At 64.9% G+C, this 14,084-nt stretch carries 15 protein-coding genes; 14 read left to right on the plus strand and 1 reads right to left on the minus strand.

Features of this window, described 5'->3' with window-relative positions:
* Nucleotides 1–61: 61 nt before the first annotated feature.
* The 14 genes from H4V96_RS00090 to H4V96_RS00155 all read left to right on the plus strand — a co-directional run bounded on the left by H4V96_RS00090 (nucleotide 62) and on the right by H4V96_RS00155 (nucleotide 13,368).
* Complete coding sequence (locus H4V96_RS00090) at nucleotides 62–595, plus strand: A24 family peptidase (RefSeq protein WP_280720626.1); 534 nt, start codon at nucleotides 62–64, stop codon at nucleotides 593–595.
* Between the two features lie 93 nt (nucleotides 596–688).
* Entirely contained in the window at nucleotides 689–2,053 is a 1,365-nt protein-coding gene (locus H4V96_RS00095; protein ID WP_196856924.1) for an ATP-binding protein, read from the plus strand.
* On the plus strand, nucleotides 2,050–2,910 hold the full coding sequence (gene cpaB / locus H4V96_RS00100; RefSeq protein ID WP_196856925.1) for a Flp pilus assembly protein CpaB: 861 nt from the start codon (nucleotides 2,050–2,052) through the stop codon (nucleotides 2,908–2,910). Before H4V96_RS00095 ends, cpaB begins: the two co-directional genes overlap by 4 nt.
* Before the next feature lie 27 nt (nucleotides 2,911–2,937).
* Nucleotides 2,938–4,395, plus strand: coding sequence for a type II and III secretion system protein family protein (locus H4V96_RS00105; RefSeq protein WP_196856926.1), 1,458 nt, complete (start codon nucleotides 2,938–2,940; stop codon nucleotides 4,393–4,395).
* Nucleotides 4,396–4,411: 16 nt separating this feature from the next.
* A complete protein-coding gene (locus H4V96_RS00110) occupies nucleotides 4,412–4,714 on the plus strand; it encodes a hypothetical protein (protein ID WP_010394073.1) in 303 nt (100 codons plus the stop codon).
* Entirely contained in the window at nucleotides 4,704–6,134 is a 1,431-nt protein-coding gene (locus tag H4V96_RS00115; RefSeq protein WP_280720627.1) for a pilus assembly protein TadG-related protein, read from the plus strand. Before H4V96_RS00110 ends, H4V96_RS00115 begins: the two co-directional genes overlap by 11 nt.
* A complete protein-coding gene (locus H4V96_RS00120) occupies nucleotides 6,131–6,613 on the plus strand; it encodes a TadE/TadG family type IV pilus assembly protein (RefSeq protein WP_196856928.1) in 483 nt (160 codons plus the stop codon). The genes H4V96_RS00115 and H4V96_RS00120 overlap by 4 nt, the downstream gene beginning before the upstream one ends.
* A complete protein-coding gene (locus H4V96_RS00125; protein ID WP_010394078.1) occupies nucleotides 6,603–7,214 on the plus strand; it encodes a TadE/TadG family type IV pilus assembly protein in 612 nt (203 codons plus the stop codon). The genes H4V96_RS00120 and H4V96_RS00125 overlap by 11 nt, the downstream gene beginning before the upstream one ends.
* 52 nt (nucleotides 7,215–7,266) lie before the next feature.
* Entirely contained in the window at nucleotides 7,267–8,436 is a 1,170-nt protein-coding gene (locus H4V96_RS00130; protein ID WP_196856929.1) for an AAA family ATPase, read from the plus strand.
* 57 nt (nucleotides 8,437–8,493) lie between these two features.
* A complete protein-coding gene (locus H4V96_RS00135) occupies nucleotides 8,494–9,840 on the plus strand; it encodes a CpaF family protein (protein WP_196856930.1) in 1,347 nt (448 codons plus the stop codon).
* 11 nt (nucleotides 9,841–9,851) lie between these two features.
* Nucleotides 9,852–10,829: a type II secretion system F family protein gene (locus H4V96_RS00140; protein WP_196856931.1), complete on the plus strand. Its 978-nt coding sequence runs from the start codon at nucleotides 9,852–9,854 to the stop codon at nucleotides 10,827–10,829.
* 18 nt (nucleotides 10,830–10,847) lie between these two features.
* Nucleotides 10,848–11,786 (plus strand): type II secretion system F family protein, encoded by a 939-nt coding sequence (locus H4V96_RS00145; protein WP_010394086.1) that lies wholly within the window; start codon nucleotides 10,848–10,850, stop codon nucleotides 11,784–11,786.
* 11 nt (nucleotides 11,787–11,797) lie between these two features.
* Nucleotides 11,798–12,868, plus strand: coding sequence for a tetratricopeptide repeat protein (locus tag H4V96_RS00150; RefSeq protein WP_196856932.1), 1,071 nt, complete (start codon nucleotides 11,798–11,800; stop codon nucleotides 12,866–12,868).
* 188 nt (nucleotides 12,869–13,056) lie between these two features.
* The gene (locus H4V96_RS00155) at nucleotides 13,057–13,368 is read left to right on the plus strand and encodes a hypothetical protein (protein ID WP_010394090.1); all 312 of its coding nucleotides are present in this window, start codon (nucleotides 13,057–13,059) and stop codon (nucleotides 13,366–13,368) included.
* An 18-nt stretch (nucleotides 13,369–13,386) separates the two neighbouring features.
* Here H4V96_RS00155 and H4V96_RS00160 read toward each other — a convergent pair whose 3' ends face one another.
* A complete protein-coding gene (locus tag H4V96_RS00160) occupies nucleotides 13,387–14,058 on the minus strand; it encodes a hypothetical protein (RefSeq protein WP_128089115.1) in 672 nt (223 codons plus the stop codon).
* Nucleotides 14,059–14,084 lie beyond the last annotated feature (26 nt).

The raw sequence follows: 14,084 nt of genomic DNA on the forward strand, positions 1-14,084 counted from the left end.
GCGGGTGCCCGCCGCTGGCCGGCACGTAGTCCGGTGGCGGGTTTTTTTCAGGGAGTGTGCCATGCCTGCAACTGCCTTGTGCGACCTGCTGTTGTTGTGCTTTGTGACGGCTGCCGCCGTCAGTGATTTGATCCAACGCAAAATTCCGAATTGGCTGGTGCTCGCTGGCATGCTGGCCGCGCTGGCTTTGCATTGGTGGCTGTGGCCGCACCGCGTGCCGCAGTTGGTGTTCGGTGGCATGGCGACGGGCTTCTTCCTGTTCCTGCCTTTATACGTGCTGCGCGGGATGGCCGCAGGCGACGTCAAGCTGGTCGCCATGGTGGGTGCCTTCGCCGGTCCGTGGCCCGTGCTGCTGATCTGTTTCGCCACCTTTGTGCTGGGCGGCCTGATGGCCGCGCTGATGCTCACTTACCAGGGAAAATGGCGCGCCTGCCTGGGCAATTTGCGCCAGCTGTTGTGGCCGATGATCGCGCGCCTGGCCGGCATTCCCCTGCTACCCATCGCATTGGGCAGCAGCGCTAGCGTGGGTAATTTGCCGTACGGACTGGCCATTGCCCTGGACTGCCTGGTGGTGCAAGGGCGACATTATTTCTGATTGTCATTTATTGCTTTGAATCAATGGGTGCCAGTCCCCGCTGGCTAGAATGACTTCTGTTCAATGCAGTCTTAACTGGCTTGGAGGCACAGGATGACCGTGGTCGACTATTCCATCAGCGCCGAGAGTGCGCCGCGTTCCGCCGACGCGAACCTGATGCCGCCCTTGCCGCCGCAGCCGAAAAGCTTGCGCGAAACAGGCCTGGAGCGCCCGCTGGTGGTCGAGCTGATCGCCAAGCTGATGTTTGTGAGCGGCAAGACGCACCTGTCCGCATTGACGACGCGCTTGCGCCTGTCGCTCAATGTCTTGCGCGAAGTGCTCGATTTCATGCTGACCGAGCAGATGGCCGAAGTGGCCTGGCGTGGCGAATCCGAGATCGACGTACAGTACCAGCTGACGGCTGCCGGCAAGCAGCGCGCCAGCGCCTTCCTCGAGCGCTGTGCGTATATCGGCGCCGCTCCCGTCACCCTGGAAGCCTACCGCGCCATGGTGGCGCGCCAGTCGTGGCTGGCGCAGGAGCAGCGTGTGAGCAGCGATGACCTCGCTGCCGTGCTGCGCTGCACCCATGCGGCGCCGGGCATGCTCGATGTGGTGGGGGCGGCGCTGCACTCGGGGCGCTCGCTGCTGCTGTACGGTCCGCCTGGCAGCGGCAAGTCGACGCTGGCGCTGCAACTGGGACAATTGTTGCAAGGGCTGGTCGCCGTGCCGTACGCCATCGTGGTCGGCCAGGACATTATCCAATTGTATGATCCGACGCAGCACTTGCCACCGGCACCGCAGCATGTCAGCCATGCGCGCCAGGCTCTGGAGCGGCGCAGCACCGACATTCGCTGGGTGCTATGTCAGCGTCCCGTGATCCATGTGGGTGCCGAGCTCGACGCCGGCATGCTGGAGCTGCGCCATGACGCCAGCGGCGGCTGTTACCAGGCGCCGCCACATGTGAGGGCAAATAACGGCATGCTGATCATCGACGACCTGGGCTGTCAGCGCCTGGGTGCACCGGAACTGCTGACGCGGCTGCTGGCGCGTGGCAGCGATCAGCTGGGCCTGCCTGGTGGCGTGCAGATTAGCGTGCCCTTCGACAACGCCCTGGTGCTAGCCACGAATGTGGCGCCGGGCGAGCTGTTCGATCCGACCTTGCTGCGCCGCATCGGCTACAAGGTGCAGGTGGGGCCGCTGGCCGAAAGCGCCTATTGCGCCTTGTTCCGCCAGCAATGCCGCCAGGTCGGCATGGCCATCAATGAGGCGGCGCTGAACCATCTGCTACAGTTGCATGGCGCCCAGGGACGACCCTTGCTGGCCAGTTATCCGCAGGAATTGCTGGCACGCATAGGCGACTTTGCTGGCTTTGCCGGCTGCGAAGCGCGCCTGACAGTGGCCACCCTGGAGCAGGCTTGGAGCAGCTTGTTTGCCAGCTGCGACATACCGGCCGCCAGCCTGTGCGAGCGCATCGCATGAAGAACCGGCGCGCCCTACTGATGATGGCCCTGGCGGTTTTGCTGGGCCTGCTTGCCGTGCTGCTGGCCTCGCACTGGCTGCTGCGCCAGACGCCAGCGGGCAAGGGCAAGATCGTCGTGGCCGCCAGCGATGTCAACCTGGGCCAGCGTCTGACGCCTGAAATGCTGCGCCTGGCCGAGTGGCCGGCGGAAAGCTTGCCACAGGGCGCGCTGCAAGACCCGACAAAACTGGCGGGACGGGTGCTGAAAACCAGCGTGCTGCGCGGCGAGCCGCTGAGCGAAGCCAAGTTCGCGCCGGTGGGCACGCTGGGCGGCCTGTCGGCCCTGATTACGCAAGGGCGGCGCGCCATCACCGTGCGCGTCAACGACGTGATCGGCGTGGCCGGCTTTGCCTTGCCGGGCAATTATGTCGACATCATCGTGAGCACCCAGCAAGATGCCAGCGATCGCGCGTTTCCGCAAAGTCGCAACATTTCCAAGATCGTCCTCGAACGTATCCTGGTACTGGCCGTGGCGCAGGAAGTGGGACGCGACGAGACCAAGCCGCGCGTGGTCAATGCGGTGACCTTGGAAGTGACGCCGGAACAGGCGGAAAACCTCGATCTGGCGCGCAGCGTGGGCAGCCTGTCGCTGGTGCTGCGCAACCAGGTCGACCCGCAGCCTGGCGTGACGGCGGGCGCCACCAAGCTGACCCTGCTGGGCGGGCCGCACGAAGCCGAGCCGATTTCCGCGCCTGCCGCCGTGCCACTACCTGCCGTGGTGCCGCGCCCGGTACGCGTGGCGAAGGCGCCGCTGCCGCCACTGCGCCAGTGCAGCGGCGTCATCGATGCGACGCGTCAGTCGCGCGAATGTTTTTAGCTACCTAGCTCAACCATGGACACGCTCATGAACCGCGCCCTGCTGACACTGTGCTGCCTGCTGTTACCGCTTGCCAGCGCGGTGGCCGATCCTGGCCTGCGCTGCGGCGGAGAAGCGGCGACACCCGGTAACTTGCAGTTGCAGGTGGGCAAGTCGAGCATGCTGCGCCTGCCCGAGACAGTGCTCGCGCGCAGCGTTGGCAATCCGGCTGTGCTGCAAGCCATGCTGGTAGCGCCCGATACTTTATATATGCTCGGCGTCGACGTCGGCAGCACCAACATGATCATCCAGGGACGCAGCGGCGTGTGCAGCGTGGTGAACGTCAGCGTCAGCATGGACCCGGCCGGCTTGCAGGCCACGCTGGCGGCCTTGATGCCGGAAGAAAAAGCCATCCGCGTGACGGCCGTGGCCGACACCTTGGTGCTGTCGGGTACGGTACAGGATGCGGGCGCCGTGCTGCGCGCCGTCGAGTTGGCGTACGCTTATGTGCGTCGCGCAACGTCGCCGCTGGCGCTGCCCAAGAGCGCCGCTGGCGCTGCCGGGCCGCTGGCAGCCACGGCACCCGCTGGTGGCGCGGGCAGCGTGAATAGCCGCGTCATCAATATGCTCGACATCAGTGCGCCGCAGCAAGTCATGCTGGCCGTGCAGATCGCCGAAGTGTCGAAGTCCCTGCTGGAGCGGCTGGAAGCAGGCGCTACCCTACGGTTTGCGTCCGGCAGCTGGGCCACCACCTTGCTATCGAATTTTTTGAGCGGTACGGCCAAGGGCTTGCTCGACGTGCGCAAATCGAATGGCCAGCAACTGAGCATCGCGGCGCAGAAACAGGATGGCCTGGTGCGCATCCTGGCCGAACCGACGGTGATGGCGATCAGCGGGCAAGAGGGCAGTTTTTTGGCCGGTGGCAAGATCTTCATTCCCGTCGGTCAAGACAATAACAAGATCACGCTGGAAGAGCGCGAGTATGGCGTCGGCCTGCGCTTCACGCCCACCGTGCTGTCGGGCGGGCGCATCAACCTGAAGGTGGCGCCGGAAGTGTCGGAACTGTCGCGCGACGGGGTGGGCATTTCCGCAGCTGGTGTCAGCGGGCGCTCTATTTTGCCCGTCATCACCACGCGGCGCGCCTCGACCACGGTGCAGTTGTACGACGGCCAGAGCTACGCCATCGGCGGCCTGATCAAGAACAACCAGGTGAGCAACATCAGCGGCGTGCCCTGGCTCAGCGAAGTGCCTATCCTCGGTGCGCTGTTTCGCAGCACGGATTTCCAGCATGACCGCACGGAATTGCTGTTTGTCATTACCGCGCACCTGGTCAAACCCTTGCCTGCGGACGCCGTGCTGCCGACGGCGCAGCTGGCGCCTCCTACGCGCACGGACTTGATGTTGGACGGCAAGATGGAAGGGACGCTGGCGCCGACATCCGTGTCGCCGCCCGTGCGGCAGCCCCTGCCGACAATGCGCGCAGCCAACGGCTTCGAGCTCAAATGAGACGGGGAGATATACCATGCCAAACTCGCTTTTGATGTTGTTGCGGCGCTTGGCGGCGCTGCTGCTGGCGCTGCAGCTGGCTGCCTGTACGCATGGCAGCACGCCGCAGCTGGACCGGCGCTTTGGCGACGCCGTGCGCCTGGCCATGGCGCAGCAGGTGCGCGATCCGTCCAGCGCCGGCAACCGCCTGCCGGCCGATGGCCTTGATGGCCCCAGCGCGCACGCCATCATGCAGCGCTACCGTGCCGCGTTTGCCGAACCGCACGGGCAGGCCCCGCAGCCCGTGCAATTTATGCTGGGAGGCGGCAATGGCAAATAGAAGTCAGCGCCAGCGTGGGGCGATACTGATCGCCTTTTCCATCCTGCTGATCGTGGTGCTGGGCTTTATCGGCCTGGCATTAGACGTGGGACAGGTCATCGGTCGCAAGACGGAACTGCAGAACCTGGCCGACAATGCGGCGCTGGCAGCGGCGGCGGAACTGGTGGGCACGCCCGAGGGCCTGCTCGTTGCCGTGGAAAGAGCCAAGCACAGTGCGGCCGACCGGAGTGTATGGCGGCGCCGCATGGAGGGCGCCATCCTGTCCGATGCCAGCATCCGCTTCGCCAGCGCATCCGACGCGCCCGCCAGTGAGTGGTATGCGGCGGGTGCCGTGCCCGACCCTGCCACGGCGCTGTTCGCGCGCGTCGATACGCAGGCCAATACACCCTCGCTGGGGCAGGTGGCGACGGCGTTTCTGGGTGCCTGGTCGCCGGCGCTGCGCACGCTGGACACGCGCGCGCGCGCCGTGGCTGGACGGTCCAGCTTGCACTTGACGCCACTGGCCATCTGCGCGCTGTCGGGCAGTGCCGCCAGCGCGCGCACGAATGCGGCCCTGCTACCGGCCGTCGAGTTGCTGGAATATGGCTTCCGGCGTGGCGTGGCGTATAACTTGTTGAAGCTTAATGCGCATGGCGCGGTACCCGAACACTTCGTGCTCAATCCGCTGGGCCAGCCGGGCCTGGTGGGGCCGTCGCAGCAGGTCAGCGAGTCGAGCGTGCTGCCGTTTGTCTGCAGCGGCACGGTGCTGTATCGGCGCATCGGCAGCGCCCAGGTGCATGTGCACCGACCTTTTCCCAGCGCGCTGTGGCCGGCCTTCAATGCGCGCTTCAACCAGTATGCGGGCAGCGGCTGCCACCCCGTCACGGCGCCACCGGACATGAATATCCGCGCGTATCCGAATACGGCCGCGAACTGGTGGATGATGAATATGCCCGATGCCCCCAGCGCCCTGAGCAGCGGCAACCCGTTGTTGTCCGTGGCCGATCCGGAATCGAATGCGACGCCGCCCGCCGTCGGCAGTTACGGACCGCTGTGGTCGTTTGGCAGGGCGGCCAGGTACAGCAATCCGAAGCCGGCTGGCGGCTACTTGTCGTTTGCCATCAGCGACTGGGCCAAGCTGTATCCCGCGGCCCCGACCGCGCCGGTCGCCAAGTCCCTCTATCCAAGCGATAAAGCGCCGTATCTGACAACGGCTTACCAGACTGCGCTTAGCGGCAACACGGGTGTGGCACAGCGGCGCTTGCTGCACATTGCGTTGCTGGCCTGCCCCTTGCCAGCCGGTAATGACGTGCTGGCGCAGGTGCGCGGTATCGGCCGCTTCTTCATGACGGCGCCGGCCAGCAATGGCATGCTGAGCGCCGAATTTGCCGGCTTGGCGAACGAGGGATCGTTGCTCGGTCCGGCGGAGCTGCTGCAATGAAGCCGCGCCGCCGCGCGCCACGGCGCCAGGATGGTGTCGCCGCCATCGAGCTGGCCTTGATCCTGCTGTTTTTCATAGGGCTGTTGCCTTTCGTGCTCTTGTTCGGGCGCGCACTGCTGGTGTACACGGCCCTGCAAAAAAGTACGCACGATGCGGCGCGCTACCTGGCGACCATGCCGCTGTCACAGATGGGCAGCATTGGCACGGCAACCCAGGGCGTTGCGTTTTCCCGGCAAATGGTGGTCGAGGCGATGGCCGAAAGCTGGCCGCACATGGAGACCGTCCGGGTGATCGTGGACTGCGTGTACGCCGATGAGTCCTATAACTGCGGCAACTTCCCCACGGCACCGCTGCAGGTGCGCATCAAGGTCGCCGTGGACATGCCGGTCGATTTCCTGCCCGAGCTGACGCGTAAATGGTTACCGCAACTGGCGCCTATCCCGCTGCGGGCGAATGCGATATTGCGCTATGTCAATTAACCTGTCTATCGAGCAGCGGCGGCAGCACCAGGGCGGCGTCTTCGCTGTCGAATTCGCCATGCTGGCGCTGCTGTTCTTTTTCTTCCTGTTTGCCATGCTGGAAGTGGCGCGCGCCGTCTACATGTGGAACCTGGTGCACGAGATCACCCGGCGCGCGGCGCGCGCCGCCGCCGTCACCGATTTCAGCAATGCCGCTGCGCTGCAGGCGGTGCGCACGCACGCCGTGCTGCGCACTACGCCGGGCGCGTTGCCGCTCGGTGGCGGCCTTAGCGATGCGTATGTGCGCATCGACTATCTGTCGCAGGCGGGCGGCGGCGCGTTGGCGGCAGTGCCGGTGACGGTCATGCCAGGCTGCCCGCAACGCAACCGCATCAATTGCCTGGACGATCCGCATGGTGCCAGCTGCATCCGCTTCGTGCGCGCGCGCCTGTGCGTGCCGAGCGACGATGTGCGCTGCGAGACAGTGCCGTACCGGCCCGTGCTGCCGCTGCTGGGGATGATGTTTCCCTCCGGCGCAGGGGCCATACGGTTGCCCAGCGCGGCCACCATGGCGGCGGCCGAGTCGCTGGGCTATCCGGACAATCCCGATTTTTGTCCATGAGCGCCGATCCTCCGGCGCAGCCGAATATGTTGCCTTGAATGAAGGAGGGTTGATGAAAGCCTTGATGATTAGCCGCGACGCCGGCTTGCATGATGAAATCGCGGCGCAGGGTGCGGCCCGCATGCCGGTGCTGCGTCTGCTGGAGCGACGCAGCGGCCTGCGCGACGCCGTCGAGCGCATGTTGCCCGAAGCGCCGGAATTGGTGATCGTCGATGCCAGCGGCCTTGACGCCGACGAGGCGGACTTGCTGGAACGACTGGCGCGCCAGTATCCGCTGGCCGTGCTGATGCTGCTTACGCGCGGCCAGCAGCAGGATGTGCTGATCCGCGCCATGCGCGCCGGCATGCGCGAAGTGCTGCAACTACCGCTGGTGCACAAGGCCTTTCATGAAGCGATGGACCGTGTCGATATCCAGGCCGGCGTGACGCAGATGCGCGATGGCAAGGTCCTCGCTTTCATCTCGTGCAAGGGCGGCAGCGGCGCTACCTTTTTGTCGACGAATTTTTCCTACGCGCTGGCAAGCCTGGCCGGTTGCAAGGTGCTCTTGATCGACCTGCACGGCCAGTTCGGCGACGCTACCTTGTATGTCTCGGACCAGAAACCGGCCATGACCCTGTCCGACATTTGCGCGCAGATCGCACGCATGGATGGCGCTTTTCTCGCCTCGTGTCTGGTGCACGTGACGCCCAATTTTGGCGTGCTGGCGGCGGCCGACGACCCGGCGCACAAGGTCGACATGCAGCCCGATCACATGGACCGCATCCTGGCCGTGGCGCGCCAGCACTATGATTACATTGTGCTCGACGTCGGGCGCCAGATCGATGCGCTGTCGCTGCGCGCACTCGACAACGCCGACGCCATCTATCCGGTGCTGCAGTTGGCCTTGCCTGACATCCGCGATGGACGCCGCCTGCTCGACATTTTCCGCTCGCTCGGTTATCCGGCCGAGCGTTTGCGCCTGCTCGTCAATCGCTATGAAAAGGGCGGGCGCCTGCGCCTGGCGGACCTGGAGCAAGCGCTGGGCGCGGAAGTGGTGCATACGGTGCCCAACGATTACATTGCCGCTACGGACTCGGTCAACCAGGGCATTGCGCTGCTGCGGTTGTCGCGCACCAGCGCCGTGGCGCGCAGCCTGGCCGAACTGGTGGAACTGGTGACGGCGCGCCGCGTGACGGAAAGCCGTGGCCTATTCGACCGCCTGTTCAGCCGCAGCGAGGTTTGACGGGGCGGAAAATGACTGATATCAAGGCTCCCGCCGGGGGCCATCATGGGAGCCGAGATGACTTTACGCGAACGCCTGGCGGCGAATGAAACGGTGCGCCCCGTCAGCAATGGGCAAGGGGCGCTGGCGCTGCACGCCTACCAGGAATTGAAGAAGAGCATGCACCAGACGATACTCGACCGCATCGACCTGGAACGCTTGAAACGTCTGACGGCCGAGCAGTTCAAGCACGAGCTGGCGCTGCTGGTGCAGCGCGTGATCGAGGAAGAGCGCATCGTGCTGAACCAGCATGAGCGACATAGCCTGGTGCTCGATATCCAGTACGAGATGCTGGGCTTTGGTCCGCTGGAACCCTTGCTGGCCGATGCCAGCGTGTCCGATATCCTCGTCAATACCTGCGACAAGGTGTATGTCGAACGGGGCGGGCGGCTGCAACTGACGGACGTGACCTTTCACGATAATGCGCATCTGATGAAGATCATCGAAAAAATCGTCTCGCGCGTGGGACGACGCGTCGATGAATCGAGCCCGATGGTCGATGCGCGCCTGCCCGATGGCTCCAGGGTCAACGCCATCATTCCGCCATTGGCCGTCGATGGGCCTATCCTGTCGATCCGCCGTTTTGCCGTGCAACCTTTGAGCATCGCCAACCTGCTCGACTACAAAAGCTTGACGCCGCCCATGGTGCAGGTGCTGCAGGCGCTGGGCCAGGCCAAAGTGAATATCTTGATCTCGGGCGGCACGGGCAGCGGCAAGACGACCTTGCTCAACGTGCTGTCCGGTTTCATTCCCGGAAGCGAGCGCATCGTCACCATCGAGGATGCGGCCGAACTGGCGCTGCGCCAGCCGCATGTGGTGCGCCTGGAAACGCGGCCGCCGAATATCGAGGGCAAGGGAGAAGTGAGCCAGCGCGCGCTGGTGCGCAACGCGCTGCGCATGCGCCCTGATCGCATCATCCTGGGCGAGGTGCGCGGCGCCGAGGCACTCGACATGCTGCAGGCGATGAACACGGGCCATGAGGGTTCGCTGGCGACCATCCATTCGAACACGGCGAGGGACGCGTTGGCGCGGCTGGAAAACATGGTCGGCATGGCTAATGTAAACTTGACGCCGCGCGCCACGCGCCAGCAGATTTGCTCGGCCGTGACGGTGGTGATGCAAGTGTCGCGTCTGACAGACGGCGCGCGCAAGCTCGTCAGCCTGCAGGAAGTGACGGGCATGGAAGGCGACATCATCGCCATGCATGAAATCTTTCGCTTCGAGCAGACGGGGGTGGATGCCGACGGCAAGGTGCAGGGTCACTTCTGCGCCACGGGCGTGCGGCCTCGCTTCATGGAGCGCCTGCGCATGTTTGGCGCGCCGGTGCCCGATAGTGTCTTCGACCCGGATCGTATTTATGCCTAAGGAGTGGTGTCATGGACCTGGTGTTCTACGGCTTTGCCGTGCTGCTGTTTGCCGCCTGCATCCTGCTGGTGGAAGGCGCCTGGCTGTGGTGGTCGGGCACGCATGGCAGCGCGGCGCGGCGCATCAACCGGCGCTTGCGGCTGATGGTGGCGCGCGGCGAGGCGGGCGGCGAGCGCGTTTCCATCCTCAAGCAGCGCCGCTATGCGCGTGCGCCCGGCCTGGAGCGTTTGCTGCGGCGCGCGCCGCAGGCGGCGCAGCTCGACCACCTGCTGCTGCAATCGGGCTTGTCCTGGTCGGTAGCGCAATTCATCGGCGTTACCGGCGCCCTGTTGCTGGCAGCGCTGCTGCTGTTGGCAGCCTGCTCCATACCTTTGCCGGGGGCCTTGCTGCTGCTGTCCGGCGCCGTCAGCGCACCGTGCCTGTGCGTGCTGCGCGCGCGCGCGGCGCGGCTGAAAAAGATCGAGGCGCAATTGCCGGAAGCGGCCGATTTCCTGGCCCGCGCGCTGCGCGCCGGGCACTCATTTTCGAATGTGTTGCAGATGGTGGGCGACGAACTCAATGAGCCGATCAGCGGCGAATTCAGGATGGCGCACGAGGAAATCAATTACGGCGTGCCGATGAACGAGGCGTTGCAAAACCTGGCTGCGCGCATTCCGCTGACGGACTTGCGCTACCTCGTCATCGCCGTGCTGGTGCAGCGTGAATCGGGCGGCAATCTGGCTGAAGTGCTGGTCAGCATCGCGCGCATCATCCGCGCACGCTTGAAGTTGCTGTGGCAGGTGCGCGTGCTGTCGGCCGAGGGGCGCATGTCGGCCTGGGTGCTGGGACTGATGCCGGTGGTGATGATCGGCGTCATGGCGCTGGTAAATCCGCAATACATCCGCCTGCTGTGGACCGACCCTGCCGGCATCAAGCTGCTGTGGTATGCGGCCGGCATGGTGGCGCTGGGCGTGCTCTGGATGCGCAATGTCATGCGCATCCGCATTTAACAAGGTGGAGAAAACGTCATGACTGGCCCGCAATTGCTGTTCTTGTTGATCGTCTTTGCCGTGGTGGTGACGCTGGCCCTGCTGGCGTGGCTGATCTTCTTTCCTGGCACCTTGCGCCAGCGCCTGTTTGGCACCATGACGCCGGCCGCCAGCGATGCGGTGGCCGACACTGGGTGGGCCGAGCGGGTGGCGCGCGTGGCGCAGCCGTTCAGCAAGCTGTCGCTGCCGGAAGAGGGGTGGGAGCGCTCGCCGCTGCGCACGCGCTTCATGAACGCGGGCTGGCGGCAAGCGAGCGCGCCAGCCTTGTATTTTGCGGCGAAAACCGTGCTGGCCCTGCTGTTGCCCAGCATGCTGGGGCTGTATGCCGCCAGCGCCATGGCCGCGCAGTTGCGCAGCGTGCTGCTGTTGCTGCTGTGCGTCAGCGCCACCATCGGCTACTACCTGCCCAACCTGGTGCTGGTCAGCACGGCCAAGCGGCGCCAGCGCGATATTTTTGAAAACATCCCCGATGCGCTCGACTTGCTGACCGTGTGCGTGGAAGCGGGCCTGAGCCTGGAGCGCGCGCTGGTCAAGGTGGCGGGCGAAATCCACATCAAAAGCGTGGTGCTGGCGCAGGAATTGCAGCTGGTGCTGATGGAAATGCGCGCCGGCTTTTCCAAGGAAAAGGCGCTGCGCAACCTGGCCCTGCGCAGCGGCGTGGAAGATGTCGACACCCTCGTCGCCATGCTGATCCAATCGGAACGCTTCGGCACCAGCATGGGCGATTCGCTGCGCGTGCATTCGGAAAACCTGCGCAGCAAGCGCAGCCTGCTGGCCGAGGAGGCAGCAGCGAAGATCGCCTTGAAATTACTGTTCCCGCTGATTTTTTGCGTCTTTCCCACCCTGATGCTGGTGCTCATGGGGCCGGCCGTGATCGAAGTCTATCGCGTGCTCGTGCCGGCCATGGCCAGCCGCTGAAAGGAGCTTGCATGCGCTTGACACTCTCCTGCCTGGCCGTCGCCTGCGTCGGTCTGGGCCAGCTTGCCTGTACCACGCAATTGGCCCATGCACCGGTGCCCGCGTGGCCTGATGCCGATGCCGCCTATGTGGCGGGGCGCACGCATTTCGAACGGGGCGACTTGCCTGCCGCGCAAGTGGCCTATGAGCAAGCACTGCGCCATGCACCGCGCCATGTGAATGCGCGCAACGGCCTGGCGGTGCTGCACGCGCAGCGCGGCGAGCACGTCGCTGCCATTGCGCACTGGCAGGCGCTGACGCAGCAAGCGGGCATGGCGCGGCCGCAGCAAGCCTATCTGTTCAGCAATCTTGGCCATGCCTATTATCTGAGCGGGCGCGACGCGCAAGCCTTGCCCGCGCTCGAGCAAGCGTGTTTGCTGGATCCGCTCAATGCACTGGCTTGGCAACACTTGGCGCAGGTGCTGGAACGCCTGGGACAGCATGAGCGCGCCGCCATCATGCGGCGCCAGGCTGCCAGCTTGCAGGAACACGACTTGCGACGCGACATGGCTGTATTGCGCGGCACGGCGCCGCAGCAGTCCGCACCGGCACCGGCCCAGGAGATGCCCGCCATGGCGCGCGTGGAGATCACGCAGCGCGATGGCATGGCCCAGCTGCAGCGCCTGCCGGCGGCGCGCAGCCTGCCCGCTAGCGCCTTGGTGCAATTGTTGCCGCTGCGACCCATGCCGGTGGCAGGCGCGCCACCGCCGCGCCTGGAAATTGTGAATGGCAATGGCGTGCCTGGCTTGGCCGCCGCCCTGGCGCGCAGCCTGGCAGGCGATCCCGTGCAGGTGGTGCGCCTGGCTAATGAAACCAGCTTCCAGGTGGCGCGCACGCGCGTCGAACATCGTCCCGCGCAAGCGCAGGCGGCACGCCGGCTGGCCCGGCAACTGGGTGGCCAGGTGCAGACCCTGGCTGCCGATTGCCCTGCCAGCGAGCTGCGCCTGGTACTCGGGCGCGACCTGAGCGATCCGGCCATGTTGCACCGCTATTATTTGCAGCAGCTGCAACTGGCGCGCCAGGCGTTGGCACGGCTCGGTTGACACGCCTCTGCTGGCGTAAAAACGCGGCGCCTTGGCGGGCGCCGCCCATGTTGAATATGCCGCTTGGGCAGTGGATCAGGAAAATGCCCCAGCGTCCGAGCGCGCCACAGCGCGGCAGCACGTCGCGCAATGCGCGAAAGCAAGCCAGGTCTTCGGGCAGCAGCGTGTCGACGGCGGTAAAATAAGCGATGGCAAACAAACCCCCCACCTTCCCCGGCGCACGCACGGGTCGCGGCCAGGTCCTGGCCGTACTGCTGTCGCACCGCGACCAGTCCGGCGCCGAACCGCTGCAAGGCCGCGTCTCCCTGGCCGCCATCGTCAAGGCGCTCAAACGCAAATACCACTGGCCCATCGAAACGCACAGCTTTCCCGCCAACACGCAGGATGGCCGCGCCAGCTGGGCGACCGTGTACAGCTTGCCGGAAAAAGTGATTTACGCCGCACTGGAGGCCGGTGGCCGCGAGTGGCTGGAGAGCCGGGGAGGGGACGGGCGGCGGTGAGTGTGTCGCCTTGCTGTTCTAGTTACAAACGGTCGACGGTCCTTCTTTGTAATTCGGATCCCGGTAACCGACCAAGATTTCTCCCAGCATGTCGCCGCGCGCCAGCGCCTTGGCCAGTACCCGGTCGGTTCCGCGTTTGGTCAGATACGCATACACGCGTCGTGCGTGACACGCGTCGATCGCAGCAATCTCCCAGATCTCAATCTTGCTGTTGCTCGCACCACCGGCGCGCGTGGTGTCCGTGGCCGACAAGATCCCCCACGGATTGCTATCGAGCGGATCGGCGCCGCCTTCCATTGCAGTGACGGTGGTGCGCGGGAATACGCAGTCATTCGGGCAGTTGGCGACCGTCATCAAGGTGCCGGTTTCCTTCAACACCGTTTTGTTGGTGGCGGTGTCTGTCTGACTTTCCACATCGGGAATGCAGCCATATTGATTCACGGTAGCGTCACCAAAATACTTGCTGCCACGGCCTTTCTGGAACACCAACAAGAGCATGTATTGATGGGGTATGAGCTTATTGGAGGGTTGATCGCTCACGGGGCCAAGCGCGCCGGATGCGCATTTCGGTGAGAGCTGCTTATGAACGATCGGTATTTGCGGCGTTCCTGGCGCGGCGACGGACGCATGGGAGAAGGCTGCAACTAAGGAAAGTGCGGCCAGGAGCTGGCATGTGAAGGATATGGACATGACTTTCCTTGAGAAGGGGAGTTCAA

The organism is Janthinobacterium sp. CG_23.4, from assembly GCF_029892305.1.
In the GTDB taxonomy this organism is placed as follows: Bacteria; Pseudomonadota; Gammaproteobacteria; order Burkholderiales; family Burkholderiaceae_D; genus Janthinobacterium; species Janthinobacterium lividum_D.